At 36.7% G+C, this 17156-nt stretch carries 22 protein-coding genes; all 22 read left to right on the top strand.

Annotated elements, in window-relative coordinates; all coding sequences use genetic code 11:
* The 22 genes from pheA (at position 1) to nuoK (ending at position 17155) form a co-directional block, all read left to right on the top strand.
* Positions 1-1062 (top strand): prephenate dehydratase, encoded by a 1062-nt coding sequence (gene pheA, locus K4G57_RS01535; RefSeq protein WP_221531413.1) that lies wholly within the window; start codon positions 1-3, stop codon positions 1060-1062.
* Between the two features lie 34 nt (positions 1063-1096).
* Entirely contained in the window at positions 1097-1639 is a 543-nt protein-coding gene (fliL, locus tag K4G57_RS01530; protein ID WP_221531412.1) for a flagellar basal body-associated protein FliL, read from the top strand.
* Between the two features lie 3 nt (positions 1640-1642).
* On the top strand, positions 1643-2002 hold the full coding sequence (gene acpS / locus K4G57_RS01525; RefSeq protein ID WP_221531411.1) for a holo-ACP synthase: 360 nt from the start codon (positions 1643-1645) through the stop codon (positions 2000-2002).
* 73 nt (positions 2003-2075) lie between these two features.
* Positions 2076-2642, top strand: coding sequence for a septum formation inhibitor Maf (gene maf, locus K4G57_RS01520; RefSeq protein WP_221531410.1), 567 nt, complete (start codon positions 2076-2078; stop codon positions 2640-2642).
* Complete coding sequence (gene ccoS, locus K4G57_RS01515; RefSeq protein ID WP_221531409.1) at positions 2639-2830, top strand: cbb3-type cytochrome oxidase assembly protein CcoS; 192 nt, start codon at positions 2639-2641, stop codon at positions 2828-2830. Before maf ends, ccoS begins: the two co-directional genes overlap by 4 nt.
* Positions 2827-3786 carry an NAD(P)-binding domain-containing protein gene (locus tag K4G57_RS01510; RefSeq protein WP_221531408.1) on the top strand — a complete coding sequence of 320 codons (960 nt, stop codon included), beginning with the start codon at positions 2827-2829 and terminating at the stop codon, positions 3784-3786. The genes ccoS and K4G57_RS01510 overlap by 4 nt, the downstream gene beginning before the upstream one ends.
* Before the next feature lie 66 nt (positions 3787-3852).
* On the top strand, positions 3853-4041 hold the full coding sequence (gene rpmB / locus K4G57_RS01505; RefSeq protein ID WP_221531407.1) for a 50S ribosomal protein L28: 189 nt from the start codon (positions 3853-3855) through the stop codon (positions 4039-4041).
* A gap of 19 nt (positions 4042-4060) precedes the next feature.
* Positions 4061-5191, top strand: a complete 1131-nt coding sequence (locus K4G57_RS01500; protein WP_221531406.1) for a potassium channel family protein — start codon at positions 4061-4063, stop codon at positions 5189-5191.
* Entirely contained in the window at positions 5184-6374 is a 1191-nt protein-coding gene (argJ, locus tag K4G57_RS01495) for a bifunctional glutamate N-acetyltransferase/amino-acid acetyltransferase ArgJ (RefSeq protein ID WP_221531405.1), read from the top strand. The genes K4G57_RS01500 and argJ overlap by 8 nt, the downstream gene beginning before the upstream one ends.
* Positions 6375-6460: 86 nt before the next feature.
* The gene (locus K4G57_RS01490; protein ID WP_221531404.1) at positions 6461-6685 is read left to right on the top strand and encodes an HP1242/YdcH family protein; all 225 of its coding nucleotides are present in this window, start codon (positions 6461-6463) and stop codon (positions 6683-6685) included.
* 181 nt (positions 6686-6866) lie between these two features.
* Positions 6867-7691 (top strand): cysteine ABC transporter substrate-binding protein, encoded by an 825-nt coding sequence (locus K4G57_RS01485; protein WP_221531403.1) that lies wholly within the window; start codon positions 6867-6869, stop codon positions 7689-7691.
* A gap of 463 nt (positions 7692-8154) precedes the next feature.
* Positions 8155-8544 (top strand): NAD(P)H-quinone oxidoreductase subunit 3, encoded by a 390-nt coding sequence (locus K4G57_RS01480; protein ID WP_221531402.1) that lies wholly within the window; start codon positions 8155-8157, stop codon positions 8542-8544.
* The gene (locus tag K4G57_RS01475) at positions 8526-9035 is read left to right on the top strand and encodes a NuoB/complex I 20 kDa subunit family protein (protein ID WP_221531401.1); all 510 of its coding nucleotides are present in this window, start codon (positions 8526-8528) and stop codon (positions 9033-9035) included. The genes K4G57_RS01480 and K4G57_RS01475 overlap by 19 nt, the downstream gene beginning before the upstream one ends.
* Before the next feature lie 9 nt (positions 9036-9044).
* On the top strand, positions 9045-9848 hold the full coding sequence (locus K4G57_RS01470) for an NADH-quinone oxidoreductase subunit C (protein WP_221531400.1): 804 nt from the start codon (positions 9045-9047) through the stop codon (positions 9846-9848).
* Between the two features lies 1 nt (position 9849).
* Entirely contained in the window at positions 9850-11079 is a 1230-nt protein-coding gene (gene nuoD / locus K4G57_RS01465) for an NADH dehydrogenase (quinone) subunit D (RefSeq protein WP_221531399.1), read from the top strand.
* Positions 11076-11351 carry an NADH-ubiquinone oxidoreductase subunit E family protein gene (locus tag K4G57_RS01460; protein WP_221531398.1) on the top strand — a complete coding sequence of 92 codons (276 nt, stop codon included), beginning with the start codon at positions 11076-11078 and terminating at the stop codon, positions 11349-11351. The genes nuoD and K4G57_RS01460 overlap by 4 nt, the downstream gene beginning before the upstream one ends.
* The gene (locus K4G57_RS01455; RefSeq protein ID WP_221531397.1) at positions 11348-12175 is read left to right on the top strand and encodes a hypothetical protein; all 828 of its coding nucleotides are present in this window, start codon (positions 11348-11350) and stop codon (positions 12173-12175) included. Before K4G57_RS01460 ends, K4G57_RS01455 begins: the two co-directional genes overlap by 4 nt.
* A complete protein-coding gene (locus tag K4G57_RS01450; RefSeq protein ID WP_221531396.1) occupies positions 12175-14619 on the top strand; it encodes an NADH-quinone oxidoreductase subunit G in 2445 nt (814 codons plus the stop codon). Before K4G57_RS01455 ends, K4G57_RS01450 begins: the two co-directional genes overlap by 1 nt.
* Positions 14616-15614 (top strand): NADH-quinone oxidoreductase subunit NuoH, encoded by a 999-nt coding sequence (nuoH, locus tag K4G57_RS01445; protein WP_221531395.1) that lies wholly within the window; start codon positions 14616-14618, stop codon positions 15612-15614. Before K4G57_RS01450 ends, nuoH begins: the two co-directional genes overlap by 4 nt.
* Positions 15611-16300, top strand: coding sequence for an NADH-quinone oxidoreductase subunit NuoI (gene nuoI, locus K4G57_RS01440; protein WP_236033141.1), 690 nt, complete (start codon positions 15611-15613; stop codon positions 16298-16300). The genes nuoH and nuoI overlap by 4 nt, the downstream gene beginning before the upstream one ends.
* Positions 16300-16866: an NADH-quinone oxidoreductase subunit J gene (locus K4G57_RS01435; RefSeq protein ID WP_221531393.1), complete on the top strand. Its 567-nt coding sequence runs from the start codon at positions 16300-16302 to the stop codon at positions 16864-16866. Before nuoI ends, K4G57_RS01435 begins: the two co-directional genes overlap by 1 nt.
* Positions 16853-17155: an NADH-quinone oxidoreductase subunit NuoK gene (gene nuoK / locus K4G57_RS01430; protein ID WP_221531392.1), complete on the top strand. Its 303-nt coding sequence runs from the start codon at positions 16853-16855 to the stop codon at positions 17153-17155. Before K4G57_RS01435 ends, nuoK begins: the two co-directional genes overlap by 14 nt.
* Position 17156: the final 1 nt, after the last annotated feature.

Raw genomic sequence — 17156 nt, 5'->3', positions numbered from 1 at the left:
GTGAATTTACAGCATTTTAGGGCAGAAATTGATGGGATTGATGATAGCATTTTAGAACTTTTAGAAAAAAGAATGGAGATTGTCAAACGCATTGGTAAGGCAAAAATACAAAGCAATGTTCCCATTTATCGTCCAGAAAGAGAAAGAGAGATTATAGATCGCTTAAATTCTAAGAAATCTTTATTGCTTGATAAAACTGCTGTTGAGGCGATTTATTTAGAGATTTTTGCGGTGAGTCGGAATCTTGAATTACCAGAACGTGTAGCCTATCTTGGACCACTTGGGAGCTATACGCATCAAGCAGCAGAAAGTCGCTTTGGGGCAATGTGTGAGTATTTTTCACATAATACAATTACACAAGCTATTAAAAGCGTGGAAAATCGTCGTGCAAGTTATGCTGTGATTCCTATTGAGAATAATCAAAACGGAGCAGTTGGTGAGACGTTAGATTTGCTAAAGGATACGGAGCTAAAAATCGTCGCAGAGATTTATATGCCAATCCATCATTGTTTTGCAAGCACTGCGCAGAGCATAAAGGATATTGAAACGATTTATTCTAAGGATATTGCATTTGGGCAGTGTTCTAATTTTTTAAGTGAGCATTCTTTAGACCATATTCAAAGGATACCCGTAGATTCTACTGCACGTGCTGCGCAACTTGCGGCAGAGAATCCAAAATGTGCAGCAATTTGCTCTCACATTGCCGCAAAGCTTTATAATGTTCCAGTGCTTTTTGAAAATATTGAGGATAATTCATGGAATAAAACACGTTTTATTATTGTAAGTAATTTTAAAAACCAACGTAGCGGAAGAGATAAAACCTCATTATATGCAAGCTTGGCAAATGCAGATCGTCCAGGTGCGCTCTACCACTTGCTTTATGATATTAAGGATTTAAATATCAATATGACTTTCATTCAATCGCGTCCGGTTTCTGGCAGTGACTTTAACTATTGCTTTTTTATAGATATTGATGGGCATATTGATGATGCAAATGTGGGCACATTATTCCAACGTTATCCAAATGCCCTAAAGTGGCTTGGAAGTTATTTAAAAAACTAAGTATAATACGCAATTTAATTTATAAGGAGAGTGTATGGCTGAAGAAGAAGAGAAAAAGCCCTCAAAGCTAGATGGTTTGAAACAAAATAAAATGATTTTATTTATCATCATTGGCGTGGTTGCGTTGTTGTTGATTATTTTAATTGTGGTTGGAATCTTAATTTTTAGTGGCGGTGATGAGCCAGCAGCAGAAGGAGGTGCAGCACCACAAGCACAACAAAGTGCAGCAAACAAAGGTAGTGTAGCCAATCCAAATAGTAGTTTGTTAAGCGTAGGTCCGATGTATCCGCTAGATCAATTTATTGTGAATTTGCTTGCATCTGGAGGAGGGAAGCGTTATTTGAAAACTTCTATTGCTCTAGAATTGAGTATTCCTGAAATGCAAGCAGAGCTTGATACAAAGCGTGATGTATTGCGTGATACGGTAATTACGATTCTAAGTTCTAAGACATTTGAAGAAGTGCAAACGACTAAGGGTAAGCAAAAACTTAAAGAAGAGCTAATGGGTCGCATTAACGAATTTTTAGTGGATGGTAGAGTTGCAAATATGTTTTTTACAGAATTTGTTGTGCAGTAGTTTATGCTGTGTGTAGGAGTTGATATTGTTAGCATAGAACGCATAGAAGCGTTTGCTAAGAGGTTTAAAACACGGGGGCTTAGGCGTTTTTTAAGCGATTCTGAGATTTCTCTTGTGAAAACCCCTTCAAACATTGCAGGCTTTTTTGCGGCAAAGGAAGCTTGCGCTAAAGCTTTAAAATGTGGAATTGGAAAAGAGTTGGGATTCCATGATATTTTACTTTCAAAAAGCACCAAAGGTGCGCCTTTATTGCAATTAACTTCAGAAAAATTAGATTATTTTAAGGTGCAGGATTTAAGTCTTTCTATCTCGCATGATGGAGGATTTGCGATTGCAGTTGTAGCAGTAAGCTTACAAAGTTAATAAGCCTTATTATTTTATAATTTTAAAAAAGTTATAATTCCCAACTTACCTTATAAAGCATTAAAGAGGATTTATGTTGCGTTTATGCTCAACTTCTAAAGTGCGTCAAGAGATTTTAAGAAGCTTTGGAATTCCTTTTGTTGTGAGTGATAATGGTTTTGATGAAGAGATTTTGGAGATGACTTTAAAGATAGAATCTCCAAAAGTCTTTGCCTATGTCGCAGCTCTTGGAAAATACAAAAGTGCGCTTGAATGCTATGGCTTAGAAATTCCGCTATTAATTGCAGATAGTGTTGTTAGCTGTAATGGAATCTTGCAACGCAAAGCTAAGAATGAGGCTCAAGCATTTGCATTTTTAGAGGCGCAAAGCGGAAAAATCTTAAGTGTGATTAGTTGTGCTATTTTACATTGTGAAGCGTTTTATTATATGGATTTAAGCGCGACACATTATGAGTTGGAATATTTTGGGCAAAGTGAAATAGAATCGTATTTGCAAAGTGGGCTTTGGAAGGGCAAGGCGGGAGCTGTTATGGTGGAAGGATTCCATAAAGGCTTCATTAAAAAGCAAATTGGCTCTACGCACAATGCAATGGGATTACACATTGAAGCTTTGCTACCATTTTTAAAGGATATGCGATGAATACTACAATGGTTGCTGTAATGCTCGCAACTTCAATCGTGATTGGACTAATTGGACTAATTGCGTTTCTGTGGGGCTTGAAAAATGGGCAGTTTGATGATGAAAAAAAAATGATGCAAGGCGTTTTATTTGATAGTGAAGAGGATTTACGTCACATAGCAAACCAAAAAACAAAGGATAATCAATGAAAAAACTTTATAATATTGCAATTATCGGTGGTGGTCCAGGTGGAATCGCTTCAGCGGTGGAATCGCTAATACTTGGGATTAAAGATGTGGTTTTGTTTGAAAAAGGTGAGGGACATTCTACGACAATCCGCAAGTTTTATAAGGATAATAAGCGCGTAGATAAGGATTACAAAGGTCAAAAGATCGAGTTAAATGGGCACATTTATTTTTGCGATGGGACAAAAGAAAGCACGTTAGATCTTTTTGATAAAATCATTCAAGAAAATGGTGTGGAAGCGCATTTTCAGACAGAAGTGGAGTCAGTTAATAAAGAAGGTGAGTATTTTGTGATTCATACAACAAAAAATATTATGGTAAAGGCAAAGTTTATTGTTATCTCTATTGGCAAAATGGGACAACCTAATAAACCTAGTTATCCTATTCCAAATAGCATTAAGAATATAGTAAATTTTAATGCAAATAGTTGTGTAGATGGCGAGAATATCTTAATTGTGGGAGGTGGAAACTCTGCTGTGGAGTATGCTTGTGTATTAAGTGAAACAAATCCTGTAATGTTAAATTATCGTAAAGTTGAGTTTTCTAGGATTAATGAAACAAATCAAGAAAATCTTACACAATGCTTTAAAAGTGGCAAAATTACTCCAAAATTGGGTGTAGATATTGAAAGCTTAGAAGACGAAAATGGTAAGGTAAAAGTAAATTTTATGGATTCTACAAGCTTAGTATTTGATCGTGTGATTTATGCGATTGGTGGAATGGCACCAGTGGATTTCTTGCGTAAATGTGGAGTTTCTCTAGATAGTGATGGTGTGCCAGTTACCGATGAAAAACACCATAGTTCTGTGGATGGAATCTATATTGCAGGGGATATTTTGTATAAAAATGGTGGTTCTATTGCAGCAGCACTAAATCATGGATTTGATATTGTGCAAGAGATTAAAAAAAGGCTAAATTAATTTAAGCTTTCTAATATTTAGCTTTAGGTAGAATCACGGGTTTAAAGCAATTTTGAAGGATAAAAAATGGCAAGAAAATGTTTTTTTACAGGCAAGGGTCCAATGGTTGGTAATAATGTAAGCCATGCAAATAATAAGACAAAAAAGCGAAATTTACCAAACTTAAGGACAGTTAGAATTAAGCTAGAAGATGGCAGGACAATGAAAGTTAGAATTGCTGCTTCTACATTGCGCACAATGAAAAAACGCTCTTAATCCTGCATAAGATTGGGCTGTGGCTTTTAATAAGCTCAAAAAATTTCTCCATTGGGAAGGAACACAAAAGCCAGATATTGATATGTCTGGGTTGCTCTATGAGCAGTTAAAGCCTTTCCGAGCACCTTTTTTGTTACTTTTTGCAGGCTTACTGCTTAGCACTTTAGGTTATGTTGTTGTTACAGGTTATAGTTTAATTGATGCATTTTTTCAGGCTTCCTATACTTTTACCACAACAGGCTTTGGCGCACTCAAAGAAAGTGAATTTGACGGCTTAGATGTGTTTTATACTGCTGTTGTGATGATGGCAGGTTCGGCTGTTTTAAGTTTTTGTGTGATTAGTGTTATTGATGTGCTAAATAGAGGTAAGCTTATCCCAATTATTAAGGAACGCAATATGATTTACAGAATTGCGCGTTTAAAAAACCATTTCATTATTTGCTACCATAATGAATATACAATTCAGCTTTCTCAGCAGTTTAGAGAAGCTCATATTCCTTTTGTAGTGGTTGATAACAACGATGCACTAGAGGATATCGCACAGAAATATCGCTATCCGTTTTTTATCAATGAAGACCCGCATACAGAAATTGCAATGCTAAAGTGTCATTTATCCAGTGCTAGAGGCGTGATTACGTTATCTAGTAGTATTGCAGATAATATTGCTCAAATTGCTTCTGTGCGCTTGTATGAGCGTGAGCTTGGAAGAAAGCCTTATTTTATTATTGGAAATGCAAACACGAATGAAGATGAGGAAAAGTTAAAAAAATTAGGGGCAGATTGCGTGGTTTCTCCAGCGAAACTTTTTGCCCAACGTGTTAATGCAATGGCAACCCGCCCAGATATGGAAAATTTGCTAGAGCGCTTTGCTTACCAAAAAGATACACCGCTTGATTTAGAAGAAATTGTAGTGCCACGTTATTCTTGGCTTGTGTTAAAGAAATTAAAAGAAGCGCATGTGCGTGAGATTACGCAAACTTCTATTGTTGGAATCACGCAAAAAGATGGAAAATTTATCTCAATGCCAAATGGTGATACGCTTGTAACAAGTGAGTGTAAATTGCTGGTGATTGGAACATCGCTTGGGGTGCGTTTAACAAAACAACTCGTTTCTAAAAAAGATAAACCTGAGGAGTTAAAATATGTTTAGTGTGTTTTCAATTGATGGGGGAGTTGTTGCTCCACAGGGCTTTTATTGTGATGGTGTGAGTGCTGGACTTAAAAAAGATAATGGATTAGATGTTGCGTTTATTTATGCAGATTCCTTGTGTGAGGTGGAGGGAATTTTTACAAAAAATAAGTTTTGTGCCGCCCCAATTTTACATTTTAAGAGTTATCCAAAAGATTTTAAGACAAATTTTGTGCTGGTAAATTCTAAAAATGCTAATGCACTAACAGGTGATGAAGGCTTGGAGAGCGTCAAAGAAGTGCTAGGGGGGTTGCAATATCGCTTTAGTGGAATCCAAAATCCTATTATGAGCTCTACAGGTGTGATTGGTGTGCAGTTACCAAAAGTAAAAATTATAGAGAGTTTTAATAAATTTGATTTAAGTCAAAAGAATCACAACAATGCAGCAGAGGCGATTATGACAACGGATAGTTTTAGCAAAACTATTGCTTTTGAAGTCGTCCTAGAAGATAAGCGTAGTTTTAGAATCGGTGCAATGTGTAAGGGTGCTGGAATGATTAATCCAAGTCTTGCTACAATGCTATGCTTTATCACAACAGATGCTAGTATTCCAAAAAGAGATATGCAAGAATTGCTTTTAAAGGCAGCAGATTCCACATTTAATGCTATTAGTGTAGATGGTGATACCTCCACAAATGATACAGTGTTACTTCTAAGCAATGGTAAAAGTGGAGTATATGATAAAGAAGCATTTTTATTTACTCTTGAGAAAGTAATGCACAAACTTGCCACAGATATTGTGCGTGATGGAGAGGGAGCTACAAAGTTAGTTGCCTTTGAGGTTAAGGGTGCTAAGAATAAGGAGGAAGCAAAGAGGGGTGCAAAAGCACTTAGTCAATCTTTACTTGTAAAAACTGCGCTTTTTGGCTGTGATCCAAATTGGGGGAGAATAGCATCAACTATTGGTGCAAGCGGAATTACTTGTAATCCAAAGACATTAGAGATTTATTTTGGCGATGTGTGTGTATATCAAAAGGGAGTGATTTATTTTAATGAGGAATATGAGCAAAAAGCCGCGGAAATTTTGAAACAGGATTCCTTTAAAATCACTTGTGTCCTTGGAGTTGGTGAGGGTGCATTTGTCGCTTATGGTTGTGATTTAGGCTATGAATATGTGAAAATCAACGCAGATTATCGTTCTTAAAGTTCTTAAAAATTTTGAAATAATTGCAAGGATTAAGACAATTTTGTTTATAATCTTAAGGTTAATTTATCTTGTAAGGAGAATCTATGTTACACGAGTATAGGGATGAGATTAGCATTTTAAAACAAGAAAATGCACATTTTGCTAAGATTTTTGATGAACATAACGAGTTAGACCAAAAAATTCAAGATATCGTAGAAGGTAGAGAACACGCAACAGATATGGAGTTATCTGAGTTAAAGCGTAAAAAACTAGAGCTTAAAGATGAAGCTTACGCAATGGTAATGGAATACATTAAGGAGAAAAAATAAACTAGGTCCCCATTTGGGGATTTATCTACTTTTTAATTTTTCTTTTAGTTTCTTAATTTTTTATTTTTATCCATCATTTTTCTTATGGAATCTTTATAAAAATCTCCCAGTTTTAGTGCATTTTAAAAGCTTTAGTGATAAAGTTACACGCTTTTATGCAAAATTTTTATAAGGAAAATCAATGAAAAACCTAATCTTTAAAATGTTTTTAGCAGTCTTTGCAGTGGGTATTTTTACAGGATGTGGAAATAGCGAAAGTTCTAGTGTAGATGGGCTTACTGCAATTCAACAAAAAGGTGTAATCACGGTGGGAGTGTTTAGTGATAAACCGCCTTTTGGTTTTGTAAATGACAAGGGTGAGAATGATGGCTTTGATGTGTATATCGCAAGACAGATAGCAAAAGATTTACTAGGAGATGCAAGTAAAGTAAAATTTGAGCTTGTTGAAGCTGCAAGTCGTGTGGAGTTTTTGAAAAGTGGTAAGGTAGATTTGATTATGGCGAACTTCACAAAAACTCCTGAGCGCGCAGAAGTTGTGGATTTTGCAACACCTTATATGAAAGTTGCTTTAGGTGTTGTATCAAAAGGTGGCGTGATTAAAGATATTGCGGACTTAAAAGGTAAAAAACTTATTGTCAATAAAGGCACAACAGCAGATTTTTACTTTACGAAAAATCATCCTGAAATTGATTTAATCAAGTTTGACCAAAATACAGAAGCGTTTCTAGCTCTTAAAGATGGTAGAGGCGATGCTCTAGCGCATGATAATTTGCTACTTTTTGCTTGGGCTAAGGAAAATCTTGATTTTGTAGTAGCAATTGGTAAGCTTGGAAATGAAGATGTGATTGCCCCAGCAGTTAAAAAAGGCGATAAAACATTATTAGAATGGGTGAATCAAGAGATTGCAAAACTAAATGAAAATGGCTTTATGCAAGAAGCATATACAAAAACACTTGCTCCAATTTATGGTGAGGATCAGCTGAAATCTGTGCTGTTTGTAAAATAGTGGAAAAATAGGATTCTCTTATTGTAGAATCTTTTAGAGTTTCTATGTAAGGGATTTTTGCAATTTAGATTCTAAATACTTGTAGCCTTTTGATATACTAAGCCACACTGCAGAATCCCTGCAGTGTTACGTTTTGGTTCTTTTTATTTTTTAAAATCCGATTCTAACTTTTGCTTCAATGCTTCTTTTTAGTGTAAATGTTTCTTTTTGTATCAGTTTATTTTATTATTTTAAAAACAAAGCATAAAGCCCAGAATTACGCAAGTTCTAAGAGTGCTTCTATAAATTTGTAATTTTTTCAAAAGATTAATAAAAACTTTACATTCGCCCTTTAATTCAAGTTTGCAATATCTTTGAAAATACTTAGAATATGGAATCCAAAACACAATGTTTTTCAGATGAAATTTTATTTTTTTAAGAAAACTACGCTAAGATAACCAAAATCTTTTTTTCAAGGATAGTCGTGTCCCATCTAGATGTAACACACCCATACTTTGGCGTATTTGTGATTTTTATTTTTACTTTTGTGGCGTTTTTGGCGACAACTTTTTTGTCCCGCTTCGTGGGGAGAAAGTTAGCGAATAAAAACAATCAAAAATTAAAACTTGCCCCGTATGAATGCGGTTTAGCACCGACAAAACAACCCAATCGTATTTCTTCACAATTTTATATCATAGCGTTATTGTTTATTTTGTTTGATGTGGAGATTATTTTTATGTTTCCTTGGGCGGTAGATTTTCAAGTTTTAGGCATGTTTGGGTTTGTTGAAATGGTGTTATTTATCTTTTTGTTGCTTATTGGATTTGTGTATGCGTGGAGAAAAGGAGCGTTACAATGGCAGAGCATGAAGTAGATTATTTTAAGAGCGGTGGATTACCCATTGCTCTAACAAGTGTGGATAAGCTTCTAAATTGGGGACGTAGTAACTCTTTGTGGGCAATGACTTATGGGCTTGCATGTTGTGCGATTGAAATGATGGCAACAGGGGCTAGTCGTTATGATTTTGACCGCTTTGGAACGATTTTTAGAGCGAGCCCAAGACAGAGTGATGTAATGATTATTGCAGGAACCGTTACAAAAAAACACGCCCAGTTTGTGCGTAGGCTTTATGACCAAATGCCAGAACCTAAATGGGTGATCTCTATGGGAAGCTGTGCAAATACAGGAGGTATGTTTAATACTTATGCTACTGTGCAAGGAGTAGATAGAATTATTCCTGTAGATATTTATTTGCCCGGCTGTTCCCCGCGTCCAGAGACATTGCAGTATGCGTTAATGGTTTTACAACAAAAAATCCGTAAGCAAAAAGCAGGTCGCGCAGTTACCCCAAAACGCCTAGTGTAAAGGAAATGTATGCGAGAATATAAGCCGAAGAAAAATGCTCAAAAAAGTGTAAATTACAAAGATAGATTTTATGTTTCTCCTAGAATTCCAAGGGAGAGCGTGGAGAGTGATGGAGTGTATTTGTCTGATGTGCAAACGCTCCAAATGCAAGTTAAAATAATGGAATCTTATATTGAGCGTGGCACACTTGTGATTTGGGTGGAAAAAGATGAGATTTTTAGGGTTTTGGAAATTTTAAAGTCAATGAGCTATGATGTGCTAAGTGAGCTTAGTGCAATGGATTATTTAGAGAGTAAGGGTGGATTTGAGATTTTTTACCAAATGTTATCTCTCCAAAAAGCGAAGCGTCTGCGTGTAAAGACTTTTTTGAAAAAGGGTGAACGCATAGAATCTGTTAGCACACTCTTTAGTAGTGCAAATTGGAGCGAGAGAGAGATGTATGATATGTTTGGAATCTTGCCTCTGAATCATCCTTATCCAAAGCGCATTTTAATGCCAGATGATTGGGTGGGGCATCCGCTATTAAAAAGCTACCCTCTACAAGGCGATGAAATGGCTCAATGGTATGAAGTAGATACGATTTTTGGTAAAGAATATCGTGGTGTAATAGGTCCGGAGCAAAGAGATTCTGCGCGTGTTGATCGTTATGATTCTAAACGTTTTTCGCATCTAGGTTATGAAGTGGGCTATGGAGAAGAAGTTAAAGAAAATAAAGAAAGAGCGCGTCCTATCATGTATCAAGAAGAAGATGGTGTGCTATTTGTAACAAAACTAAAGCCAGAACTTTCAAAAGAGCTGAAAGAAAGGAAATAGTATGCAGCAGCCAAATAAACTCATGCCTTTTTATGAAAATGTGGCTTTTGATCGCATTAGCGATAATGTGATGGTGGTAAATTTTGGACCCCAGCATCCTAGCGCACATGGGCAATTGCGCTTGATTTTGGAGCTAGAGGGTGAAAAGGTTGTGAAAGCGACGCCTGATGTCGGGTATTTGCATCGTGGTATGGAAAAAATGGCAGAAAATATGATTTATAATGAATTTTTGCCAACAACAGATAGAATGGATTATATTGCCGCAAGTTCTAATAACTACGCATTTGCTTTGAGTGTGGAGAAACTTTTAGGGGTTGATGTGCCAAGACGCGCTAAGGTGATTCGGACAATGCTTTTAGAACTAAATCGCATTATCTCTCACCTTTTTTGGCTTGCTACACATGCGCTTGATGTGGGGGCAATGAGTATTTTTCTTTATTGTTTTAGGGAACGTGAGTTTGCTATTGATTTGATTGAGGATTATTGTGGAGCACGTTTGACGCATTCTAGTGTTAGAATTGGTGGTGTGCCATTGGATTTGCCAACGGATTGGATTGCTAAATTGAAAGCATTCTTAGAGCTTTTGCCTAGTCAAATTGAGCTGTATGAGGGGATTTTAAGTGAGAATAGAATTTGGAGAATGCGCCTAGAAAATGTGGGTGTAGTGAGTCCAGAGATGGCGAAAAGCTGGGGTTTAAGTGGTGTTTTATTGCGTGGAAGTGGAATTTCTTGGGATATTAGAAAAGAAGAACCTTATGAGTTGTATGGAGAATTGGAGTTTGACATCCCAGTGAGTGATAATTGTGATAGTTATGGGCGCTATTTGCTGTATATGGAGGAAATGCGTCAAAGTATTAAGATTTTATACCAACTTATTGCTAAATACAAAGATACAGATACGTTATTAATGAGTGAGGATACGCGGTATTTTTCTGCTCCAAAAGAACAAATTATGACGCAAAATTATTCTTTAATGCAACATTTTGTTTTAGTAACACAAGGAATGCGTCCTCCTGTAGGTGAAATCTATGTTCCAACAGAATCACCAAAAGGAGAGCTTGGATTTTTTATCCGCTCTGAGGGTGAGCCATATCCCTATCGTGTGAAAATGCGCACACCTAGCTTTTTTCATACAGGAGTTTTACAGGACTTATTGCCCGGACATTACCTAGCGGATGTGGTGACGATTATTGGAAATACAAATATAGTCTTTGGGGAGATTGATAGATGAAACGCTTTGATTTACGACATTTGAAAAATGATTTTTGTGAGCGTTTAAAGGTGATTTTGGATTCTGAATTAGCAGAAGGTGAAGTTGGAATTTTTCTTTTTGAGGTGCTAGATTTTGATAATGTCCAAAAAAGTGCTGATATCGTGGAAGTTAGTGGGAATACTTTACTAAATTCCTTGCGTTTTAATGAAGTGGATTGGACCATTGTAGTAAGAAAAGAGCCAGTAAATATAAAATCTAAAAATGTAGAATCACAAAAGGCGATTTTATGAATATGTTAATGCAAACATTTCTTAAAAATGGTGGAATCGCTTGTGATTTAAGTGTAGTAAAAGAAGCCCAAAATGTTTTGCTTTTTGGGGGATTTGTGGAAGATTTCAGCAAAGTTTTAGAAAATGAGGAATTCAAAATAGATTCCAAACAAAATAGTGTATTTTTGTTACATCCTTTGCATTTTAATCCTTATGGTTTTACACAATTTGTCTATGAGGTGGGAGTAGAGGAGGCTATCGTCGCATTGCTTGCCTATGGATTGAGTCCTTTTGGAAGTAGTCTATTGCAGGATTTTGCAAAAACGCTTGATGTGGGTTATCTTGCTTCTGAATGTAATTTCTCCGAAGAAGAGCTAGAACAGATTGTACAAAGTTATGAAAAGTGCGGTTTAACATTGCTTGTTGGCTCGGATTTAGCCACACACAAAAATGTAGAAAATATAGCGAAAATCTTAGCCCTGCTTAGTGTGGCATTAAAAAATTTGAAACTTGTATTTTTAGAGTCCGAAATAGAAAAGATTCTGTTAGAACATTCGGCAATTCAACCTTTAGAAGAGTTAGGAAACTATGATGGTTTGGTAGTCTATGTGCAAGAAAACGCTAAAAAAAATAATGTTTTAGAGGTTTCTAGGCAGTTTTGTATGGTAAGTAAAGCACAAGATGGTATAGAGGTTAAGGTAAAGTTGGAATCTCATCAAGAGGTTTTAGCAAAAATGCAGTGCAATACAGAGCTTAAAGGGATGGTTGGAATCCTATGGACTTCTAGGGAAGTGTTGCAAAATGGTTTTTGTTATCAACTTGTAAGTTTAAGCAAGGTGGCGTAATGGAAAGAATAAAAGTAACGATTGATGGCTGTGAAGTAACTTGCTGTGAGGGTGAGAGCATTTTGAATGTTGCGCGCGCAAATTCCATTTTTATTCCGGCAATTTGCTATCTTTCTTGCGCATCTCCTACACTTGCGTGCAAAATGTGTATGGTAGAAGCCGATGGGAAGCGGGTGTATGCGTGCAATGCAAAAGTTAAAGATGGAATGCAAGTGGTGGTGAATACGCCAGAGATTGAAGAAGAACGTGTGGCAATTATGCAAGCTTATGATGTAAATCACCCTTTGCAATGTGGAGTTTGCGATAAAAGTGGAGAATGTGAGTTGCAAAATTATACGCATTATGTGGGCGTTAAGGAGCAAAACTATGCGTTAAAGGATAGCTATAAGCCTTTTGATAAATGGGGTAAAGCGGTTTATGATCCTAATTTGTGTATCGTGTGTGAACGTTGTGTAACTTTATGTAAAGATAAGATTGGTAAATCGCATATTAAGGCGTTGAAATTTGATGGAGAAATGCCAGATAAAGCCTATAAAGATAGTATGCCAAAAGATGCCTATGGCGTTTGGACTAAGTTTAAGAAGTCGCTTATTGGATTAAATGGAGTGGAAGCTGATGCGTGTGGAGATTGTGGAGAATGTGTGAGTGTGTGTCCTGTGGGCGCGTTAAGTATCGGGCATTTTCAATACCGTTCTAATGCTTGGGAATTAGAGAAAATTGATAGCACCTGTGTGCATTGCGCTAATGGCTGTGCGCTAACCTATGAAGTGAAGCAAAAAGGTATCAGCGGAAGAGAGAAAGAAGTTTATCGTGTAGTTAGTGATTGGAATTTTTCTACACTTTGTCCAGCTGGGCGCCTAGCATTTAGTGCAAATAATCAGCACATCAAAAAAGATTTAGATTCCTTTAATAAGACTATTGCAGCCTTCAAAGAAGCGCAAACGATTAAATTTGCTAGTGATATTAGCAATGAAGAAGCGTTAATGTTGCAACAACTAAAAGAAAGATTTGGTTATAAGCTTGTGTGTGATAGCGTATATCCTTTTAAAAAGTTTTTGGATTCTTTTAGTAAAATCTCTGGAAATTTAGGAAGTGCTACGCAAAAGAAAATTACGCAAAGTACGCTTGTGATAACTTTTGGTGGGGCATTAAGTTATGATATGCCAGTGGTAACGCATAATATTAATAATGCAATGAAGCAAAACAAGGGAGCAAATCTTGTAAGTTTTCATACAATGGAGGATGTTGCATTAAATAACTTTGTAAAATCTCCAGTTTGTGGAATCTATAAGCCAGATAGTGAAGAAGCTATGGCGTTATTACTTGCAAGCGTGTGTATTCCTAGTGATGTAATGCCAGAACATTTAAGAGCACAGATTGCAAATTTTGAGCAAATAGAAAAGCAAACAATACAAAAAGAAGTGAAGAAAAAGATAAAAGAAGAAGTGTGTGATAGTGAAGGCAATGTAACTTCTACAGAAAAAGAAATCACAGAAATGCAAAGTGAAGAAGTGGAAGTGATAACAAGCGCACTATATGCGTATTGCGGGGATTCTATAAGGAAAGCAATAGAAAACACGAAAACTGCATTAAGTGGTGCAAAAAATCCTATTTTGGTGATAGGATTTGATGTATATGGTGCGAGAAATGCGGAGAATATTGCTAAGATTTTAGGTTACATTGAAGCATTAAGTGTGGTTAAGATAATGTTGTTGCCTCCAGGAACAAATGCACTTGGAATTGCGCTTATCTGTGATTTGGATAAAGAAAGCTTAGGGTATAGCATCGGTTATAATGTAGAAGGAAAATACACAATTGGTGTGCAGGCAGATAACGTTTTGCAAATGCCTTATCTAAGTGAGCAAGAAGGCACACTAGTGAATGTGGATAAACGCGTGGTGCCTATTGCACCTGCTACGCCTTATTATGGGTATTGCTTTAATGATATTGCAAAAGCATTAGGCTTAGAGCATGAATATAGTGTGGATTATACGCGAGAATTACCAATTTTTAAAGGCTTTAAGAGTATTTCTTATGATGACTTGGAGTTTGGTTTTGCAAATGATGGCACAGAGATTCGCGGGTATCTTTTGGAAGTAGATTACCCTAAAGAAGAAAGAGAAATTGCCCCTATAACTTTGGAATCTTTGGGGCATTATAATCTCTATGTGCGCAATAGTGTGGCACATTTTTCTAAAAACACTTTGGAATCTCCACATTTAGATTCTAAAAATGGCTTACAGCTTAGTAAGGAGTATGCGCAAAAGCTTGAGCTAGAACAGGGTGATAAGGTGGAGATTGATTTCTTAAATGGAGTGGTTGTGTGTTCAGAAGTGAGTATTGATAGGGGTATGCAAGGGGATTTTGCAGCTCTTGGTGTATGTGAAGCGGAGAAAGCCGGGACTTCACGCTATGTAAATGCTTCTATAAAGGCTTTAAAATGATGGCTTATGTGATTGAAACATTAATTAAGATTCTGCTTTTAGTCTTGATTTTTTCGGCACTTGCGGGATTCACAACCTATGTAGAACGCAAGGTTCTAGCGTTTTTTCAAAGGCGTTTGGGTCCTACAATTGTGGGTCCCTTTGGTGTGTTGCAGATTTTAGCAGATGGAATCAAACTCTTTACTAAGGAAGATATTGTTCCAAGTGGTGCTAATCGGCTCATCTTTAGAATCGCTCCAGCAATCACAGCGGCAACAGCGTTTATTGCAATGGCTCCGATTCCATTTTTTCCAGAATTTGAGTTGTTTGGACGAACGATTCAGCCAATTGTATCAGATATTAATGTTGGAATCTTGTTTGTATTAGGCGTGGGTGCGGCTGGATTATATGGTCCTTTGCTTGCTGGAATTAGTGCAAATAGTAAATGGTCACTTTTGGGTGCTGCAAGAACAGCAGTGCAATTATTAAGTTTTGAAGTCGTTTCTGGTTTGTCTCTTCTTGCGCCTTTAATGCTTGTTGGTTCACTCTCACTTATTGATATTAATAACTATCAAAATGGTGGAATTGATAATTGGTTAGTCTTTTCGCAACCCATTGCTTTTTTGCTTTTTTTATTTGCAGGGTATGCAGAGTTAAATAGAACACCCTTTGATTTATTAGAGCATGAAGCAGAGATTGTTGCTGGATATGCTACAGAGTATGCTGGAATGCGCTGGGGAATGTTTTTTATTGGTGAATATGCAAGTATGATTTCACTTTCTTTTGTGGTCTCACTCATTTTTCTTGGTGGCTTTAATCCGTTGTGGTTTATCCCAGGTGGAATTGCAATTATCCTAAAAGTGATGTTTTTTATCTTTTTGTTTATGTGGGCGAGGGCAGCGTATCCGCATGTGCGTCCAGATCAATTGATGGGACTATGTTGGAGGGTGTTGTTTCCCTTGGCGCTTTTAAATGTTTTTATTACGGGGATAGTTGTTTTAGGAGGTGGAAATTGAGTCAATATATAAAAATTTTTGAAAAAACCCCACCTTTGACACAAGCACAAAAGTTTGTACGTTTTTGGAATCGTGCGTTAAAAGGAGAGCTTTTTGTTGGGCTTTGGCTTGTGTTTAAAGAGCTTTGTAGGGCACAAATCCACACGGTGCAATATCCCTTAGAGAAACTACCATTAAGTCCGCGTTATCGTGCGGTGCATGAGCTTAAGCGTTTGTTAGATAGTGGCAATGAGCGTTGTATTGGATGTGGACTGTGCGAGAAGATTTGCGTAGCAAATTGTATTCGTATGGAAACGGGCTATGGTGCGGATAAACGCAAGGTTGTATTTGAGTATAGTATTAACTTTGGGCGTTGTATTTATTGTGGATTATGCGCAGAGGTTTGTCCAGAGCTTGCTATTGTGCATGGAAATCGCTATGAAAATGCAAGCGAACAACGTGCTTCTTTTGCACTTAAAAACGATATGTTAACACCTATTGATAGAGTGCTAAGTGGTAATGACTGCGAATTTGATGGTGTAGGAAGTGTGAGTGTAGATGCAGATAAGCGCATTAAAGCAACGCCACTAAAATACTTAGAAAAAGTAGAAAATGCGGAATCTAAAGTAGAATCACAAGGGGCAGAATCTAAAGAGAACACAGAATTTAAACAAGCAGAAAAAACTCAAAAAATGGAGGCTAAATAATGTTTGAAGCAATTGCATTTTATGTTTTTTGCGCATTGACTTTGGCGATGTTTTTGGTGGTGGTAACAACTAAAAACATCCTCTATGCTCTTAGTGCGCTTGCAGCTGGAATGATGTTTGTTTCAGCCTTTTTCTTTTTGCTAGGTGCAGAGTTTTTGGGGGTTGTGCAAATTATTGTTTATACGGGAGCCGTGATTGCGCTTTATGCGTTTGCGATGATGTTTTTTGATAGTCAAAAGCTAGAAAAAGAGAAAATTGAGAATCCAAAAATATTGTTTTTCTTAAGCGGTATGGGGGCTTTGTTACTTGTATTGATTGTTGTTGCTCCTGTGATTGCAGAAAATCTTACAAATTTATATGCGACAACGCCAATTAAAGATGGAATTGGAAATGTGCAAATGGTAGGCTATGTGCTCTTTACAAAGTTTCTTATTCCCTTTGAAATTGCGGCAATTATGTTGCTTGTAGCAATGATTGCTGGAATTGTGTTAGCAGGCAAGGGAATGCGCTATTCGCTAACTTTGAATGAAGAGGCACCTAAAGGAGAAGAGTATGATAACGCTTAATCATTATTTGATTCTATCAAGTCTTATGTTTGCTATTGGTATTTTTGGAATGTTGAGACGTAAGAATTTGCTAATGCTCTTTTTTGCTACGGAGATTGTCTTAAGTGCAGTTAGTGTTGGGTTTGTTGCAGTTGGAAAATATCTTGGCGATTTAAATGGGCAAATGTTTGCATTTTTTCTCTTAGCTGTTGCTGCAAGTGAAGTTGCTATCGGTGTGGGTTTGCTGATGGCTTGGTATAAAAAATACCATACGCTAGATTTAGACCGATTAAAAATTATGGAAGGTTAAG

The organism is Helicobacter turcicus (assembly GCF_019711685.1).
GTDB classification, from domain to species: domain Bacteria; phylum Campylobacterota; class Campylobacteria; order Campylobacterales; family Helicobacteraceae; genus Helicobacter_D; species Helicobacter_D turcicus.
Note: the sequence above shows the minus strand (reverse complement) of the source record. Positions and strands in the feature narration are given on the sequence as shown.